Source organism: Enterobacter cloacae complex sp. GYL001 (assembly GCF_049237125.1).
Lineage (GTDB): Bacteria > Pseudomonadota > Gammaproteobacteria > Enterobacterales > Enterobacteriaceae > Enterobacter > Enterobacter hormaechei_C.
Map to the genome: position 1 here is coordinate 50,399 of NZ_JBMKGW010000011.1, position 17,199 is coordinate 67,597.

The 17,199-nt window shown below is 57.1% G+C and carries 15 protein-coding genes and 4 tRNA genes; 5 read left to right on the top strand and 14 right to left on the bottom strand.

Features of this window, described 5'->3' with window-relative positions:
* Positions 1 to 248 precede the first annotated feature (248 nt).
* The 8 genes from corA to lptM all read right to left on the bottom strand — a co-directional run bounded on the left by corA (position 249) and on the right by lptM (position 7,180).
* Positions 249 to 1,199 carry a magnesium/cobalt transporter CorA gene (gene corA, locus ACOTWU_RS17930; protein ID WP_003860807.1) on the bottom strand — a complete coding sequence of 317 codons (951 nt, stop codon included), beginning with the start codon at positions 1,197 to 1,199 and terminating at the stop codon, positions 249 to 251.
* A 150-nt stretch (positions 1,200 to 1,349) separates the two neighbouring features.
* Complete coding sequence (gene ysgD, locus ACOTWU_RS17935; protein WP_212743980.1) at positions 1,350 to 1,406, bottom strand: YsgD/CorL family protein; 57 nt, start codon at positions 1,404 to 1,406, stop codon at positions 1,350 to 1,352.
* Between the two features lie 149 nt (positions 1,407 to 1,555).
* The gene (uvrD, locus tag ACOTWU_RS17940) at positions 1,556 to 3,718 is read right to left on the bottom strand and encodes a DNA helicase II (RefSeq protein ID WP_017383586.1); all 2,163 of its coding nucleotides are present in this window, start codon (positions 3,716 to 3,718) and stop codon (positions 1,556 to 1,558) included.
* 79 nt (positions 3,719 to 3,797) lie between these two features.
* Positions 3,798 to 4,514, bottom strand: a complete 717-nt coding sequence (gene yigB, locus ACOTWU_RS17945) for a 5-amino-6-(5-phospho-D-ribitylamino)uracil phosphatase YigB (RefSeq protein ID WP_015570005.1) — start codon at positions 4,512 to 4,514, stop codon at positions 3,798 to 3,800.
* Positions 4,514 to 5,416, bottom strand: a complete 903-nt coding sequence (xerC, locus tag ACOTWU_RS17950) for a tyrosine recombinase XerC (protein WP_022650173.1) — start codon at positions 5,414 to 5,416, stop codon at positions 4,514 to 4,516. Before xerC ends, yigB begins: the two co-directional genes overlap by 1 nt.
* Positions 5,413 to 6,120: a DUF484 domain-containing protein gene (locus tag ACOTWU_RS17955; protein WP_032672141.1), complete on the bottom strand. Its 708-nt coding sequence runs from the start codon at positions 6,118 to 6,120 to the stop codon at positions 5,413 to 5,415. The genes xerC and ACOTWU_RS17955 overlap by 4 nt, the downstream gene beginning before the upstream one ends.
* On the bottom strand, positions 6,117 to 6,941 hold the full coding sequence (gene dapF, locus ACOTWU_RS17960) for a diaminopimelate epimerase (protein WP_040117068.1): 825 nt from the start codon (positions 6,939 to 6,941) through the stop codon (positions 6,117 to 6,119). The genes ACOTWU_RS17955 and dapF overlap by 4 nt, the downstream gene beginning before the upstream one ends.
* 35 nt (positions 6,942 to 6,976) lie before the next feature.
* Complete coding sequence (lptM, locus tag ACOTWU_RS17965) at positions 6,977 to 7,180, bottom strand: LPS translocon maturation chaperone LptM (protein WP_003860815.1); 204 nt, start codon at positions 7,178 to 7,180, stop codon at positions 6,977 to 6,979.
* Positions 7,181 to 7,315: 135 nt separating this feature from the next.
* Here lptM and cyaY point away from each other — a divergent pair, with 135 nt between their 5' ends.
* Positions 7,316 to 7,636: an iron donor protein CyaY gene (gene cyaY / locus ACOTWU_RS17970; protein ID WP_006812374.1), complete on the top strand. Its 321-nt coding sequence runs from the start codon at positions 7,316 to 7,318 to the stop codon at positions 7,634 to 7,636.
* Between the two features lie 91 nt (positions 7,637 to 7,727).
* Here the strand turns inward: cyaY and cyaA are convergent, their stop codons facing one another.
* Positions 7,728 to 10,271, bottom strand: coding sequence for a class I adenylate cyclase (cyaA, locus tag ACOTWU_RS17975; RefSeq protein ID WP_017383591.1), 2,544 nt, complete (start codon positions 10,269 to 10,271; stop codon positions 7,728 to 7,730).
* Between the two features lie 350 nt (positions 10,272 to 10,621).
* On the opposite strand from cyaA, the gene hemC reads away from it, so the two are divergent.
* From hemC to hemY, 4 genes are read left to right on the top strand one after another with little or no spacing between them, the layout of a single operon-like run.
* Positions 10,622 to 11,563, top strand: coding sequence for a hydroxymethylbilane synthase (gene hemC / locus ACOTWU_RS17980; RefSeq protein WP_017383592.1), 942 nt, complete (start codon positions 10,622 to 10,624; stop codon positions 11,561 to 11,563).
* The gene (gene hemD / locus ACOTWU_RS17985; protein ID WP_017383593.1) at positions 11,560 to 12,300 is read left to right on the top strand and encodes a uroporphyrinogen-III synthase; all 741 of its coding nucleotides are present in this window, start codon (positions 11,560 to 11,562) and stop codon (positions 12,298 to 12,300) included. Before hemC ends, hemD begins: the two co-directional genes overlap by 4 nt.
* A gap of 20 nt (positions 12,301 to 12,320) precedes the next feature.
* On the top strand, positions 12,321 to 13,514 hold the full coding sequence (gene hemX, locus ACOTWU_RS17990) for a uroporphyrinogen-III C-methyltransferase (RefSeq protein WP_040117067.1): 1,194 nt from the start codon (positions 12,321 to 12,323) through the stop codon (positions 13,512 to 13,514).
* A gap of 2 nt (positions 13,515 to 13,516) precedes the next feature.
* A complete protein-coding gene (hemY, locus tag ACOTWU_RS17995; RefSeq protein ID WP_026080629.1) occupies positions 13,517 to 14,716 on the top strand; it encodes a protoheme IX biogenesis protein HemY in 1,200 nt (399 codons plus the stop codon).
* A gap of 537 nt (positions 14,717 to 15,253) precedes the next feature.
* Here hemY and ACOTWU_RS18000 read toward each other — a convergent pair.
* From ACOTWU_RS18000 to thrP, 5 genes are all read right to left on the bottom strand, one after another.
* Positions 15,254 to 15,330 (bottom strand) — tRNA-Pro (locus ACOTWU_RS18000).
* A 44-nt stretch (positions 15,331 to 15,374) separates the two neighbouring features.
* A tRNA-Leu gene (locus ACOTWU_RS18005) sits at positions 15,375 to 15,461 on the bottom strand.
* 21 nt (positions 15,462 to 15,482) lie between these two features.
* A tRNA-His gene (locus tag ACOTWU_RS18010) sits at positions 15,483 to 15,558 on the bottom strand.
* Positions 15,559 to 15,625: 67 nt separating this feature from the next.
* Positions 15,626 to 15,702 (bottom strand) — tRNA-Arg (locus ACOTWU_RS18015).
* Positions 15,703 to 15,804: 102 nt separating this feature from the next.
* Complete coding sequence (gene thrP, locus ACOTWU_RS18020; RefSeq protein WP_017693946.1) at positions 15,805 to 17,190, bottom strand: bifunctional threonine/serine APC transporter ThrP; 1,386 nt, start codon at positions 17,188 to 17,190, stop codon at positions 15,805 to 15,807.
* Between the last annotated feature and the right edge of the window lie 9 nt (positions 17,191 to 17,199).

The following is a 17,199-nucleotide window of genomic DNA, read 5'->3' on the forward strand; positions in this document are numbered from 1 at the left end:
GAAGCCCGGGTCGCCAGGGTGGTGGCGACTGAGCCACCCTGGCACGTTCACCGGTCATGTCGTGACAGAGTAGCAAGGAACATAAAGTGAACGGAATGACCACCAGAGCCGTATGTTCCCCCTCACCCCAGCCCTCTCCCTCAAGGGAGAGGGCTGGGGTGCAGGCATTATTTTGTGGGGAACCCTCTCCCATAGGGAGAGGGAATTCGATCGTAGGGCGGGTAAGCGCAGCGCCACCCGCCAGATTTTTACAGCCAGTTCTTCCGCTTAAAGTACAGATACGGCGCCAGCCCGGCGAGGATCATAAAGATAATCGCCCCCGGGTAGCCAAAGCTCCACTTCAGTTCCGGCATAAACTCGAAGTTCATCCCGTAGCTGGACGCCACCAGCGTCGGCGGCAGGAACACCACGGACACCACCGAGAAGATCTTGATGATGCGGTTCTGCTCGATGTTGATAAAGCCCATCGCCGCCTGCATCAGGAAGTTGACCTTCTGGAACAGGGATTCGTTGTGCGGCAGCAGGGATTCGATATCGCGTAAGATCTCACGCGCCTGCTCCAGCTGACCGCCCGGCAGACGCGCCTTGCGCACCAGGAAGTTCAGCGCGCGCTGGGTATCCATCAGACACAAACGCACCTTCCAGCCGATATCTTCCAGCTCAGCCAGCGTGGACAACGCTTCGTCGTACTCATCGCCCTGATGGCCTTCCATGATCACGCGGCTCAGCTTTTCCAGGTCGCTGTAGATGTTTTCGATTTCATCCGCCAGCTGTTCGATTTTGGTTTCGAACAGATCCAGCAGCAGCTCATAAGCGTTGCCGTCCATCATCGCCTGGCTGCGGGCACGCATACGGTAGAGACGAAACGCAGGCAGTTCGCGCTCGCGCAGGGTGAACAGGCGGCCATCGCGGATGGTAAACGCCACGGTGGAGTTCCCCGCGTGGTCTTCGGCATCTTCGAAAAAGAAGAAGGAGTGAATGTGCAGGCCGTCTTCGTCTTCAAAAAAACGGGCGGATGCTTCGATGTCTTCCAGTTCCGGGCGTGTCGCCAGGCTTTGCCCCAGTTCAGATTGTACGCGAAGGCGCTCATCGTCGTCCGGCTCGACCAGATCCACCCATACGGCATCAATGAGGGGCTGTGACTCTTCGGCTTCAAGCCGAGTCAGTCGGTTATTTTCGAGTTGAAATGCGCTCAACATGACCGGGACTCCCAATGCAAAAAATATCGGACAGTTCGGTGGGCACACAGAAACAAATTGGGTTTCAGACCATTAAACAGCCTGACTCAGCGCGACGGGAATGATGCAGTCGCTGACAACCACTAAGGCCATCAGCAAGAGGAGATAGCCTTAGGAGTTGTTCCTGGATGACAGGGAATTGAGCCAGTATCTACTGGGTGTGTCCAAGGCGAATGTCCTCTTAGCGTAATCGTGCGCGCATGTTACGCCAGCAATAACTGTGGCGTCAACACGCAACGGAACGCTGAAGGGCATTAATTGACCTTCAACGTATAAGGCTAGCAGATTATTACAAAATAGTGATATTTTTCTGAAAGTTACACACTTTCCAGCTTGGCATAGGCTGCCACCAGCCATTTGATCCCCTGCCCCTGGAACGCTACCTGCAAACGGCTGTGCTCGCCGCTGCCTTCCAGGTTGACGATGGTGCCTTCGCCAAACTTCGAGTGGCGCACGCGCTGGCCCAGCTTGTAACCGGTGTCGGTTTCAGAGATCGGCGAGCCCATACGCTGATGGCTGACCGGACGGCTGATGCTGGCGCGCAGGCGCACCTCTTCCACACACTCTTCCGGCAGTTCGCCGATAAAGCGCGACGGACGGTGATACACCTCTTTCCCGTACAGGCGGCGAGTTTCCGCGTAGGTCAGGGTCAGTTTCTGCATCGCACGGGTCACGCCCACGTAGGCCAGACGACGCTCCTCTTCCAGACGCCCGCCTTCATCCAGCGACATCTGGCTCGGGAACATCCCCTCTTCCATCCCGACGATGAACACCTGCGGAAACTCCAGACCCTTCGCGGAGTGCAGGGTCATCAGCTGAACCGCATCCTGCCAGGTATCGGCCTGCCCTTCCCCCGCTTCCAGCGCGGCGTGAGAGAGGAATGCCTGCAACGGCATCAGGTCTTCGTCTTCTTCGTTGTAGCTGAACTGGCGCGTTGCCGTCACCAGTTCCTCTAAGTTCTCAATACGGGTCTGGCCCTTCTCGCCTTTTTCCTGCTCGTACATGGTGCGCAAGCCGGAATCTTTGATCACCCGGTCGGTCTGGACGTGCAGCGGCATGTCGGCCGTTTCCTGCGCCAGCGCGTCGATTAACTCCAGGAAGCGCTGCAATGCGCTGGCGGCGCGCCCGGCAAGGGCTTTTTCCTGTAACAGCTCGCGGCACGCCTGCCACAACGTGAGCTGACGATCGCGCGAGGCCTGACGCACCACGTCCAGCGTACGATCGCCGATGCCGCGCGTCGGCGTGTTCACCACGCGCTCAAACGCCGCATCGTCGTTACGGTTGGCAATCAGACGCAAATACGAGAGCGCATCTTTGATCTCCTGACGTTCGAAGAAGCGCATACCGCCATAAATGCGGTACGGCATGCTCACCTGCAACAGCGCCTCTTCCAGCACGCGCGACTGGGCGTTGCTGCGATAGAGAATGGCACACTGCTCCAGCGCGCCGCCGTTCTCCTGCCAGGTTTTAATGCGGTTCACCACGAAGCGGGCTTCGTCGAGCTCGTTGAAGGCGCAGTAAATCGAAATCGGTTCGCCGTCGACGCCATCGGTCCACAGCTTTTTACCCAGGCGCCCGTTGTTGTTCTCAATCAGGGCGTTGGCCGCGCTCAGAATGTTGCTGGTAGAACGGTAGTTCTGCTCCAGACGGATGGTTTGCGCGCCGGGGAAATCGTTGAGGAAGCGCTGGATGTTCTCCACCTGCGCGCCGCGCCAGCCGTAGATAGACTGATCGTCATCGCCTACGATCATCACCTTGCCGGTATCCCCGGCCAGCAGGCGGATCCAGGCGTACTGGATGTTGTTGGTATCCTGGAATTCGTCCACCAGGATGTTGGTAAAGCGTTCACGGTAGTGTTGCAGGATATGCGGTTTGTTCAGCCACAGCTCGTGGGCGCGCAGCAGCAACTCGGCGAAATCCACCAGACCGGCGCGATCGCACGCTTCCTGATAGGCCTTGTAGACGTTCTGCCAGGTCTGCTCGACCGGGTTACCGAAGCTCTGGATATGATGCGGACGCAGCCCTTCGTCTTTCTGACCGTTGATGTACCACATCGCCTGACGCGGCGGCCACTGCTTCTCATCGAGGTTCATCGCCTTGATCAGGCGTTTCAGCAAGCGCAGCTGATCTTCGCTGTCGAGGATCTGGAAATCCTGCGGCAGGTTAGCGTCCATATGGTGCGCGCGCAGCAGACGGTGCGCCAGGCCGTGGAAGGTGCCAACCCACATGCCGCCCTGGCTGGTGCCCATCAGCTGCGCGATACGGTGGCGCATCTCCGCCGCCGCCTTGTTGGTGAACGTCACGGCCATAATCGAGTACGGCGAGCAGTTCTCCACGCTCTGTAGCCAGGCGATACGGTGAACCAGCACGCGCGTCTTACCACTGCCCGCTCCAGCCAGTACCAGCAGGTTCGTACGCGAGGCGGCAACCGCGTCACGCTGTTTATCATTAAGGCTGTCGAGCAGGTAAGAAACGTCCATTGGCACCGTCACGTCATGTCGGGCAGGCAAATGTTTCCATTCGCCAAAACCCTGTTAATTTATACAGAACAATTGATGATTATATCAGCGTCGTGAGGGATGCCAACCGTGAAATTTCCACGTGCGGCAGAAGACGGCTATCCGGGGTAGTCATCAGATCGGCATTTTCCGGCTTGATCCAGCAGGCCTGCATGCCGCAGCGGATCGCCCCGGCGACGTCCGTGGTCAGGTCGTCGCCCACGTGCAGGATCTCACCGAGCGGCAAATCCAGTTTTTCCGCTGCCAGATGATACATATCGTTGAACGGCTTCGAGCGTCCGTGCGGGCCCGCGCGCAGCACGAACTGAAAATAGTTCCCCAGACCAAACAGTTCAGGCTGAGCGTTGCCGTTGGTGATGGCCACCAGCGGCCACTTTTCGGCGAGCTTCGCCAGCGTGTCGTGGGTCTCCTGCGGCACGTCGATCCGACTGCGCCATTTGGCGAAGTTTTCCATGGCCGCTTCGGCACCCGTGGCCGCGTCCTGCGCGCTCAGGCCGGCGTTGAGCATCGCCTGCTCAACCGCACGGCGGCGCCATTCGGTCACGTCGTGGTAAATCTCCGGTTCGGTTTCCCGCAGGGACTGACGCAGCTTCTGGAAGTCTTTGTTCTGCATCGCTTTCAGCGCAGGATGGTAGTTCTGCACAAACGCCAGCGACTCCTGCTCGGTACGCAGGATCACCGGGCGGTTATCGTAAAGAGTGTCATCAAGGTCAAACGTCAGGGCTGATATCTGACCGAGTGGGCGGTAAAAACGCATTATTTCCCCCGTTTGGCGCGTGGATGCGCCGCGTCATACACCGAGGCAAGGTGTTGGAAGTCTAAGTGGGTATAGATTTGGGTGGTCGACAGATTCGCGTGACCAAGCAGCTCCTGTACACCGCGCAGGTCGCCGCTTGATTCCAGCATGTGCGTCGCAAAGGAGTGGCGCAGCTTGTGGGGGTGAACGTGGCTGTTCAGCCCCTGCTTAATGCCCCACTCCGCAAAGCGCTTCTGCACGTTACGCGCCGAGATCCGCTTGCCGAGTTTCGACAGGAACAGCGCATCTTCGTCGGCGCCAAACAGCCCGCGAAGGTCCAGCCAGTGCTCAATCCAGGAGACCGCATTGCGGCCGATCGGCAGGCGGCGCTCTTTGCTGCCCTTGCCCATTACCCACACCTCGCCGGATTCCAGATCGAGGTGCTTTAAGTCGAGGTTCACCAGCTCAGAGAGACGCAGGCCCGCGCCGTACATCACCTCCAGCATCGCGCGGTCGCGCACGGCCAGCGGATCGTTAAGATCGATATCCAGCAGGCGGTTTACGTCGTCGACGTCGATATTTTTCGGCAGATGACGCGGGGCTTTCGGCGTGGCGATCCCTTTTGCCGGGTTGGCTTTCAGACCGCCCTGACTGACCAGCCAGTCGAAGAAACTGCGCAGGGCAGAGAGCCGGAGCGCCAGGCTCGCCGGGCTGAGATTTTTTTTACGGCTACGCACGACGAACCCGCGTACCGTGGCGGCGTCACATTGTTGCCAGCTTTTCAGGCCGATTTCATCGGCAATCTGCATGATGGCATCAAGCTGACGCTGATAGTTGAGCAGCGTAATAGGGCTGAGCTGGCGTTCCACGCCCAGATAGCGCAGAAAGCGGGTGACGTCAGTGGCGAGCAGTCCGTCCGTCATACGCGTTCAATCCAGCGCTCCAGCAGCTCAGGCAGCATCAGGGCGATCTCCTGCAACAGTTGCGTGCCCTGCCCCTGTTCATAATGATGCGCGTCGCGGCTGGTAAATAACATCACGCCCAGGTCACCATCGCGCCCCATCAGCGACATCGCCACCGAGCCGATAGCTTTGGCTTCCGGCAGCACCACCAGCAGTTCTGGCCCGTTAAGCGGCCCCAGATAGTGGTGCTCATGGCCCAGACGCTGAATACGCAGCGGCTCAAACGCCTGACGGCTCAGCGCCAGATGGGTAAACCCGGACGGCGCGCCAATGCGCCAGCGGTCAGGGAAGAGACGGATCGTCGCGCCTGCCAGCCCCAGATCGCGCGCCCAGCGGTGGAAGCGGTTGAGGAACTCTTCGAGACTGTGCGCGGAAGCCAGACGCGCCTGAAGGTGCAGTAGACGGTAGAACAGGCTTTCGTTATTGCTGGCCTGCTCCATCAGCAGCGTCATGTTCTCTTCGAGCTGATTGATGTGGTTGCGCGAGCGCGCCATGTGCCATTCAACCAGCGACACGGTCTCGCGAACCGGATGCGGCACGCGCATCCGTTCGACGACGCGTGCATTGCGGATAAAAAACTCAGGATTGTGCAGCAGGTAATCCACAACAGCGCTGTCGTCCAGCTCCGTTACAGGTTCCCGCAGTTCTTCCCCTGGTTGCTTCATAGATGGATAAACCCGTCATAAACATGTGTCGCCGGGCCAGTCATGTACAGTGGATGACCCGCTCCTTTCCAGGCGATATCAAGACGTCCGCCCGGTAATTCCACGCGAACCTCTTCTGCCAGTAACCCCTGTGAGATACCGACGGCCACCGCCGCACAGGCACCGCTTCCGCAGGCCTGGGTTTCGCCCGCGCCGCGCTCGTAAACCCGCAGGCGAATGTGTTCACGCTTCACCACCTGCATGAAACCGATGTTCGCCCGCTCCGGGAAGCGCTCGTGGCTTTCCAGCACCGGGCCGAGCGTTGCAACCGCCGCGGTTTGCACATCATCCACCTGAATCACGCAGTGCGGGTTACCCATCGAGACGACGCCGCACAATACTGTCTGCTCGGCGGCACGCATAATATAGGTCTTTTCCGCTTTGTTGGCGCGAAACGGCACGGCAGAGGGGTCGAAGTTTGGCTCGCCCATGTTCACGCGCACCAGTTCGTCGTCGGTGACGCTGAGCACCATCCGGCCGTTGGCGGTGCTGACGCGGATATCGCGCTTGTTGGTCAGCCCTTTCAGCCGAACAAAGCGGGCAAAACAGCGCGCGCCGTTGCCGCACTGGGAAACTTCGCTGCCGTCGGCGTTAAAAATGCGGTAGTGAAAGTCCAGGTCAGGATCGTAAGGCGGCTCCACCACCAGCAGCTGGTCAAACCCCACGCCCACGTGTCGATCCGCCAGACGACGGATCAGTTCCGGGGAGAAAAAGACATTCTGCGTTACCGCGTCGACGACCATAAAGTCGTTGCCAAGGCCATGCATTTTAGAGAACTGCATCATTTGCTCCATTGCGCGGGTACAGAACGTAATTGTCAAAGATTGACCTGAGTCGGGCCGCCGTTATTGCCGCGATCGTTGGTATCCGGCGTAGATGACTCGATACCACTTTGCACCGGTTTTGTCGGCGGTGGTGCGTTTTTATCCTCTGGCGGGAAGTACAGTGGTCCCTTCAGTCCACAGCCGGTCAGGCTAAACAGAGTGACAAGAACGACAAGCGTTCGGAAGACGTTTTTCATGTAGAGGTTGCCCGTAAGTTCAAATCTGTTTCTATCATCGCAGGAGAAGACACAAAAGCAAGAGTTTGCGGCTTTCCTGCAACGGGAATTATTTAGCGTTATACTGCCGCCATCACGAAAAACAGGAATAAAACCATGAACGACAGTGAATTTCATCGCCTTGCCGATACCCTGTGGATGACCATCGAAGAGCGTATCGACGACTGGGACGGCGACAGCGATATCGATTGTGAAATCAACGGCGGGATCCTGACCTTAAGCTTCGAAAACGGCAGCAAGATTATTATTAACCGTCAGGAGCCGCTTCACCAGGTGTGGCTGGCGGCGAAACAGGGCGGTTATCACTTTGATCTGAAAGGTGACGAGTGGGTCTGCGATCGCAGCGGCGAAACGTTCTGGGATCTGCTGGAACAGGCGGCGACGGCGCAGGCGGGCGAGGCAGTGAGTTTCAGGTAGTTGCGTTGCCCGGTGGCGGCTACGCCTTACCGGGCCTACAACGGCTCGGACCGTAGGCCGGGTAAGCGTTAGCGCCACCCGGCGAAAAGCCTCAGGAAAAATACTGCTGCAACAGCGGCGCAGTTTCCTGGTTAGCGGGCGCCGCAGGGGTAATCGCCTGCGTACGGAACGGGATCACCTGCGCTCGCCCATCCACATTCACAATCTGGTAGAACTGCGGCAGGTTGAAGTTGATAAAGCTTGAGCCGTAGGTAAAGCGATCGTGCGAGGACGAATAGAAGCGGCTGACGTCGCGCACCAGCTCCTCTTTGCTGCCTTCGCAGTGGTGATACACCTCGGCACGGTTGGTTTCATCCAGAATGTAGATGTTAAACCCGGCGTTATCGCCCGACTCTTCGAAGAAGAACTGAATAATCCCTTCACTCGCAAAGCCATCCACCACCTGCGGCAGCTTAACGTGGTTGGTTTCCACCTGAACCGACAAGCCATGCAGTTTGTTGTGTGAAATCGCGCCGTAGAATTCAATGGCGTTCTCCAGCTTCTGCACCGACACGTTCAGGCGCTCAAAGAACAGCCCCCAGGTCTGGCCGGAGACGCGCAACGCTTTAAAGCGCCCGGTTTCCTGTCGGGTGCTGGAGAGACGCAGTTCGATGCACTCAGACACCAGTTGCTGAACGCGGGTACGAATCAGGCCGCGCAGGTGCTGGCTGTAGCAGAACACCTCCACGCTGTCCGGCGGCGCGGCGTCCTGGTGCATCTTGCCGAGGATCGTTTTCAGCGCCTCGATCATCGCCTGCTCGCCGTTAAAGTGTAGGGTACGCACTTCGTTCCACGAGTTGCGGTACAGCAGATCCACGCTGCCCACCAGGCAGTTTTGCTGCTCGCCAAAGCTAAAGACGTCCAGCTTGCGGAAGTCAAAGTGAACCACCTGATTGCGGAAGGCCGCCGTCGGGTCGTATTCCAGGTTGACGATGATCGCCAGATGGCGAATCTCACACGGGCTGTAGAGCGCTTTTGGCGTCGGCGCAGGCAGACGCAGCGGGAAGTGGTGCGAGACATCCGCCACCATCTCCTGCAATTTGGCTAAATCGACCACCTCGTTGCCTTTGATAAACAACCGGGTACGTGAGGTGAGAAGGCCGTTAAACCAGGCCCAGGCCACCAGCTTGTTCAGGTAGCGGTTATACTCCAGCGGCTGATGGCTGATGATCGAATCCATGCTTGGCGCACGGTTGTACAGATACCACCCGGTGCGGTTCGCGCGGCCCGGCGGCACGTAGATAAAGGTCAGATTCGGTTCAGACAGGTCAGGCGAAATCTGTGGGTTAACCAGCGTTACCTTGCCCGGCAACGCTTCAAACGCGGCGTACAGTTTGCGGGTCAGCACCCCGATATCCTGTGGGCTGGCAGAAACGCTAAGGTTGTTACGGCGGGCAAAGCGGATCAGGTTGCGGTAGCTCTGCATCATCGCATCAAGCAGTTCGTTGTGCGCCTCACGCACCTGATCGATCTTCCAGTTGGCGCGGTTGTCGAGCATGGCGAGACGCTCTTCGTCCCATCCCCACTCTTTGACTAACTGGCTGACGACTTCACGACGCCAGCCCACGCAGGCGCGTTCGCGGCTCAGTTTTTCACAGACTTTGAGATAGAAACATCGACGCACCAGGTCAAGACGCGTGGCGTCCTCAATGGCTGTCAGGTATTCGGTGACGCGTTCCAGCATCATGCAGTAGGCATCAAGCCCGTAGGAGACGATCTCCCCGTCGTGCAGACGCTGTTTAATATCTTTCGCCAGCAGGCGCGGCGTGGGGTATTCCCAGGAGTAGGCTTCCAGCAGCAGGGTTTTCAGCACCGCTTTGTACGGTGAATCAATGCTCTTATAAAGCTGCCAGAGGCTTGCGCCAAAGTACTCTTCGGCGGACAGGGAGCTCAGGCCGCCCAGATCCAGCCACTCGTTTGGCGTCAGAACGCCCTGCGAGTAAAGCGACATGACGTAGTCGTCATAATTCTCTTCTTCATCGCACGGCACCATATTCCACAGAATACGTTTCCCGGCCAGGCGAACGGCAGTACGGTAAAACTCATCCAGCAACAGGATGTGCTGAGTCGAGCCGCAGTCTTCACCACCCAGACTGCCGCTTTCGTTATGGCGGAAACGATTTTCATCAATCAGGAAGAAGCTCACTTCCACGCCGAGCGACGCCGCCCAGCTCTCCAGCAGGCTGCATTTACGCTGCAACAGCTGGCGCTCTTCATTGTCGAGCCAGGACTGATGGCAGACCCAGATATCCAGGTCAGAAGAGCAACTTTGCCCAACCGATGACGTGCTGCCCATGGAGTAAACCCCGGTAATCGGCAGCTCGCCTTTCGGCGAATCCTGCGGCGGCATACCACGGTAGAGTTCAAGTTCAGTCAGGTAGTGCTGTTGGGTTTCATCAGGCGTGAAGAGGCAAATGCCCTGGGGAACGTTACCATCAAGGTAACCCGGCATCAGCGGATGGTGATAGTGCAACAATGTTGGCAGTAGACTGTATACCTGCTGGAAAGCAGGGCCCATGGCAGCAAGCGCGCGATCCACACGCAATTGATTGATGGCATCCAGTCTCTGTTTCAGAGTCTCAATATAGAGGTACAAGACGTATCGCCTGATGTTTCCGGGTGTCGCACGCCAGTCAGAACACAAAAAGCAGCGGACCCGCAGTATTTCAAAAAATAACCGTTACCCTTTTTTCGCCTTTTGCTTTTCTGGTGGTACAGACGAAAAAATGGTCTAAAACGTGATCAATTTAACACCTTGCCGGTTGACCGTAAAGAAAGATGCGCTACATACAAGTGTAGCACCGTTCTTGACGTGTAAATTCCTGAATACGGCGATGGCTGACGAGTACGCCGCCCTGTCCCTCTCACTCTTCATCAACCGTAAAACTGCCATCCGAGTGTCAACAATGTTAGGATGGTTAGCGATTGATAATGACGGTAACAAGCATGTTAGACAATGTTTTGAGAATTGCCACACGCCAAAGTCCTCTTGCACTCTGGCAGGCACATTATGTTAAGCAGCGCCTGGAAGCCTGCCACACCGGATTACGCGTTGAGCTGGTGCCAATGGTCACGCGTGGCGATGTCATTCTGGATACGCCGCTGGCTAAAGTGGGCGGAAAAGGTCTGTTTGTCAAAGAGCTGGAGCTGGCATTGCTTGAAAACCGCGCCGATATCGCCGTGCATTCGATGAAGGATGTGCCCGTTGAGTTCCCGGAAGGGCTGGGGCTGGTGACCATCTGCGAGCGCGAGGATCCGCGCGATGCGTTTGTCTCTAATCGCTATGACTCGCTCGATGCGTTGCCGGCAGGCAGCGTGGTCGGCACGTCAAGTTTACGCCGCCAGTGTCAGCTGGCTGAACGTCGCCCGGATCTGGTGATCCGTTCGCTGCGCGGGAACGTCGGCACACGCCTTGGCAAGCTGGATAACGGCGACTACGATGCCATTATTCTTGCGGTTGCGGGCCTGAAACGCCTGGGGCTGGAAGAACGCATTCGCGTCGCGTTGCCGCCGGAGCTGTCGCTGCCCGCCGTCGGCCAGGGTGCCGTCGGCATTGAGTGTCGTCTGGTTGATGCGCGCACTCAGGCACTGCTCGCGCCGCTGAATCATGACGATACCGCCGTTCGCGTAAAAGCCGAGCGCGCGATGAATACTCGCCTCGAAGGAGGCTGTCAGGTGCCAATTGGCAGCTATGCTGAATTAACTGACGGTGAGCTGTGGTTGCGTGCGCTGGTTGGCGCGCCGGACGGCTCACAGATGGTTCGCGGTGAACGTCGCGGCAAGCCGCAAGATGCCGAGGCACTTGGCGTATCGCTGGCGGAAGAGCTGCTGAATAACGGCGCGCGTGAAATTCTGGCTGAGGTCTATAACGGAGAGCCCCCTGCATGAGCATACTTGTCACCCGCCCTTCTCCCGCAGGAGAGCAGTTAGTGAGCCGTCTGCGCGCACTGGGGCAGGTGGCCTGGAGTTTTCCGCTGATTGAATTCTCCCCCGGTCGCGAGCTGCCTGAGCTCGCTGACCAGATGCGTCTCTTGCAGGAAGGCGATCTGCTCTTTGCGCTGTCGCAGCATGCCGTGGAGTTTGCCCATGCGCAGCTGCAACAGCATGCCGTTAGCTGGCCTCACGCCCCCCGCTATTTCGCCATCGGGCGCACCACGGCGCTGGCCTTACATACCGCGAGCGGAATCGATGTTCGTTACCCGTTAGATCGGGAAATCAGCGAAGTCTTGCTACAATTACCTGAATTACAAACCATTGCCGGAAAGCGCGCGCTCATTTTGCGCGGCAACGGTGGCCGCGAACTGCTGGGCGAAACGCTGCGCGAACGCGGCGCAGACGTGACGTTTGTGGAGTGTTATCAGCGCTGTGCGAAACACTATGATGGCGCGGAAGAAGCAATGCGCTGGCACGCCCGCGGTATTAATACGCTGGTGGTCACCAGCGGTGAAATGTTACAACAGCTTTGGTCGCTGATTCCGCTTTGGTATCGCGAAAACTGGTTACTCCGCTGTCGGCTTCTGGTCGTCAGTGAGCGTCTGGCGAACCACGCCCGGGAACTGGGCTGGCAGGATATTCGGATCGCTGAAAACGCCGACAACGATGCGCTGCTGCGCGCATTACAATAACTCTCAAATGGGAAGCCATAATGACGGAACACGAAAAATCCTCCGCCGTGGTTGAAGAGACCAGGGAGACTGTGGACACCACGTCACAGCCAGAGACGACAGACACAACCGTTGAGAAGAAAAACGGCAGCAACAAAACCAGCCTCACGCTGAGCGTGATTGCCATCGCGATTGCGCTGGCCGCAGGCGTGGGACTCTACGGACTGGTGAAGAAACAAGGCACCAACCAGACGGCCATCAGCGACGCGCTGGTTAACCAAATCACTGCCCTACAGAAAGCGCAGGAGACGCAAAAAGCTGAGCTGGAAGGCGTGATCAAACAGCAGGCTGCCGCCCTCGCCGACGCGAACAGCAAACGTGAAGAGTTGACCAAACAGCTGAGCGAAGTGCAGGAAAAAGTCGCCACAATTTCGGGAACCGATGCCAAAACCTGGCTACTTTCACAGGCCGATTTTCTGGTGAAACTGGCCGGGCGCAAGCTCTGGAGCGATCAGGATGTCACCACCGCCGCCGCGCTGCTGAAAAGCGCCGACGCAAGCCTGGCGGACATGAACGATCCGAGCCTCATCAACGCTCGCCGCGCTATTACGGAAGATATCGCCAGCCTGTCCGCGGTTTCTCAGGTCGATTACGATGGTATCATCCTTAAGGTAAATCAGCTCTCCAACCAGATTGATAACCTTCAGCTGGCCGATAACAACGACGATGACTCCCCGATGGATTCTGACGGCACCGAGCTGTCCAGCTCCCTGAGCGAATGGCGTATCAACCTGCAAAAGAGCTGGCAGAACTTTATGGACAGCTTTATTACCATTCGCCGCCGCGATGAAACTGCCGTGCCGCTGCTGGCGCCGAACCAGGACGTCTATCTGCGCGAAAACATTCGTTCCCGCCTGCTGGTGGCTGCCCAGGCCGTACCGCGTCACCAGGAAGAGACCTACAAACAGGCGCTGGATAACGTTTCAACCTGGGTACGTGCTTACTACGATACCAATGACGCAACCACGACCGCGTTCCTTGAGGATATCGACAAGCTGAGCCAGCAAAACATCACCATGAACGTGCCGGACAAGCTGGAAAGCCAGCCGATTCTGGAGAAGCTCATGCAGACGCGCGTGCGTAACCTGCTGGCCCAGCCGGGCGTTCCGGCAGAGCGTCCGGCTGAAGCACCTGCCGCCGCGCCAGCGCCTGAAAGCGCGCCGCAAGGAGAGTAATGATGCTAAAAGTCTTCTTACTCTTCATCCTGCTGATCGCCGGGATTGTACTGGGGCCGATGCTCGCGGGTCACCAGGGTTATGTATTGATCCAGACCGATAACTACAATATCGAAACCAGCGTAACGGGGCTGGTGATTATCCTGATCCTGGGTGTGGTCGTTCTGCTGGCAGTGGAGTGGCTCCTGCGTCGTATTTTCCGTACCGGCGTACATACGCGCGGCTGGTTCGTTGGCCGTAAGCGCCGTCGCGCCCGCAAGCAGACCGAGCAAGCGTTGCTGAAGCTGGCCGAAGGCGACTATCAGCAGGTTGAAAAGCTGATGTCGAAAAATGCCGACCATGCAGAACAGCCGGTTGTTAACTATCTGCTGGCCGCTGAGGCGGCGCAACAGCGTGGCGATGAGGCCCGCGCCAATCAGCATCTTGAACGCGCATCTGAGCTCTCTACTAAGGATCCGATTCCGGTTGAGATCACCCGCGTTCGTCTGCAACTGGCGCGCAATGAAAACCATGCCGCCCGTCACGGCGTTGACCGTCTGCTGGAAATTACCCCTCGTCACCCGGAAGTGCTGCGTCTGGCTGAGCAGGCATATATTCGGACCGGTGCCTGGGGCTCGCTGCTGGACATTATCCCTTCCATGGCGAAAGCCGACGTGGGCGATGATGAACATCGTGATGAACTTCAGCGTCTGGCCTGGATTGGCCTGATGGATCAGGCGCGCGCCGATCTCGGCAGCGACGGCCTGAAAACCTGGTGGAAAAACCAGAGCCGCAAAACGCGCCAGCAGGTTCCTCTTCAGGTGGCGATGGCAGAACATCTGATTGAGTGTGACGACCATGACACCGCGCAGGAGATCCTCCTCGACGGTCTCAAGCGACAGTATGATGACCGCCTGGTGATGGTCATCCCGCGTCTGAAAACCAACAATCCGGAACAAATTGAAAAAGCACTGCGCCAGCAGATCAAAACCGTGGGCGATCGTCCGCTGCTGTGGAGTACGCTGGGCCAGTCTCTGATGAAACACGGCGAGTGGCAGGAGGCGAGTCTCGCCTTCCGCGCCGCGCTGAAGCAACGTCCGGACGCATTTGATTACGCCTGGCTTGCTGATTCGCTGGACAAGCAGCATAAGCCGGAAGAGGCCGCAGCTATGCGCCGTGATGGGCTGTTATTGACGTTGCAAAATAACGGAACGCAGCAGTAATTAACAGGAGGCCAGATGGCCTCCTTTTTTATGCCCATAAAAAAACGCCTGCTATAAAAGCAGGCGTTAAAACAGGTCTGTAAGACAACATATTTGGTGCTTCACTCAACGTTGTGTCCATGGTGTCTGATGAGGCCGAAGCGACATCTGTCAGTGGACGATAAGCACCGTAAACGGCTCTGCGTCATTCCTGAGTTTATGAGGCCTTAAGGCGAACATAAGAGATGGAATGAGCATCTACACGCATATTATTGCATGTAATGTGCCAGGTTTACACGCAGAACTTTTACATCGCGCAACATTTTAAGATAAAAGGAAATTATGCTGTTAAGAACCGCCTGAAGCCATACAACATCGCGCTGAAGGCGGCGATATGTCGTCACCAGGAGACAGGTTAAGAAGTAAAATAATAAATTCTTTAATATTAACGGGTTATATGTCGCTGAATCGCGACAAGGATATAGAGTGTTGTCGGGGAAAGGCTACAGGATAAAAAACGCAGAAAACAAAAAACCCCGCCGAAGCGGGGTTCAAAATTGGTCGGCGAGAGAGGATTCGAACCTCCGACCCACTGGTCCCAAACCAGTTGCGCTACCAAGCTGCGCTACTCGCCGATGTACTGCTTTTTTGAATTTTTAGTTCAACTCATTAAAAGTCGTGGTGCGAGGGGGGGGACTTAAACCCCCACGTCCGTAAGAACACTAACACCTGAAGCTAGCGCGTCTACCAATTCCGCCACCTTCGCAATTCACAACTCTTTCAATAATGGGGTGGCTAATGGGATTCGAACCCACGACAACTGGAATCACAATCCAGGGCTCTACCAACTGAGCTATAGCCACCACTGTATTCTTTCACGCGGTTCTGACTACTTCTCAGACCACCGCAGCTCTAGCGCCGGGACTAAAATGGCGCGCCCGACAGGATTCGAACCTGAGACCTCTGCCTCCGGAGGGCAGCGCTCTATCCAGCTGAGCTACGGGCGCTTAGCGCCGTTGCGGGGCTGGATATTACGTACCTCCGTCCCCGCTGTCTAGTGCTTTTTTGAAAAAAATGCGCGTTTGGTTATGGTTTGCACATTTTGCCGCTTATTCCTCCACTTTATGGGCGGAGCCACGGCGGCCCAGGCCAAAAAGTTTATATGCAGCTGTGACGGCAGCCAGGAAGATCATCCCGACAAACAGCGACATGCGGGTATCTTCATTAAAGTACATTCCAATTAATACGCAAATCAGGAACGCCATCGTCAAATAGTTCGCATACGGGAACAGAATGGAGCGGAACGGATGGCTGGCGATCGCTTTTTTGTGCGCCTGTCGGAAACGCAGCTGGCTAATCAAAATGACAAACCACGGTACCATTCCCGGCAGCACGCTGGCGCTATAGACGTAAACAAACACGCGCTGCGGATTCGGGATGATGTAGTTCAGGCAAGAGCCAATCAGCAGAATCACAATCGACACCGCTACGCCCGCCACCGGTACACCCACGCGGGAGACTTTACCCATCACCGCCGGCAGCTGTTTGTTTTGCGAGAGCGCGTAAAGCATACGCCCGCAGCTGTACATCCCGCTGTTACAGCCGGAGAGCGCCGCCGTCAGCACCACAAAGTTGATAATGGCGGCCGCCGCCGTGATGCCAATCTTAGCGAAGGTTAAAACAAACGGGCTGCCGGTGGTGCCGATCTCGTTCCATGGGAAAATGGTCACGATAACGAAGATCGCGCCCACATAGAAAATCAGGATACGCCACAGCACCTTGCCTACCGCGCTACGCAGCGTGACCTGCGGGTTTTTCGCCTCACCTGCGGTAATGCCGATCAGCTCAACGCCCTGATAAGAGGCGACAACGATACAGAGTGCGGTCAGGAAGCCTTTCCAGCCGCCGGCAAAGAAGCCGCCGTGTCCGGTCAGGTTACCGAAACCAATCGCGTGCCCGCCGTTACCGAAACCAAAGAAGATGACACCCAGACCCACAACAATCATCACGATAATGGTGGTGACTTTGATCATCGCAAACCAGAACTCGATTTCACCGTAAAGGCGAACGGCGGCAAGGTTCGCCAGCGCCACAAGCCCTACGGCGATGAGCGCGGGTATCCACTGGGCCATCTCCGGGAACCAGAACTGCACGTAGACCCCGATGGCGGTGATCTCCGAAATCCCGACGGCCATCCACATAAACCAGTACGACCAGGCCGTGAGATAGCCAAAGAACGGGCTCATATAACGGTGGGCGTAAACGGCGAAAGAGCCCGTTACCGGCTCCAGAAACAACATTTCGCCCATTGAGCGCATGATGAAGAAGACGAACAGCCCGGCAATAATATACGCCAGCAGGACGGAAGGCCCCGCCCATTTCAGCGTGCTTGCCGAGCCCATAAACAGGCCAACGCCGATAGTCCCGCCCAGCGCGATCAATTCAATATGTCGAGCTTCCAGCCCACGCTGAAGCTCCGGTTTTTTCTCTGCCATAAATCCTCG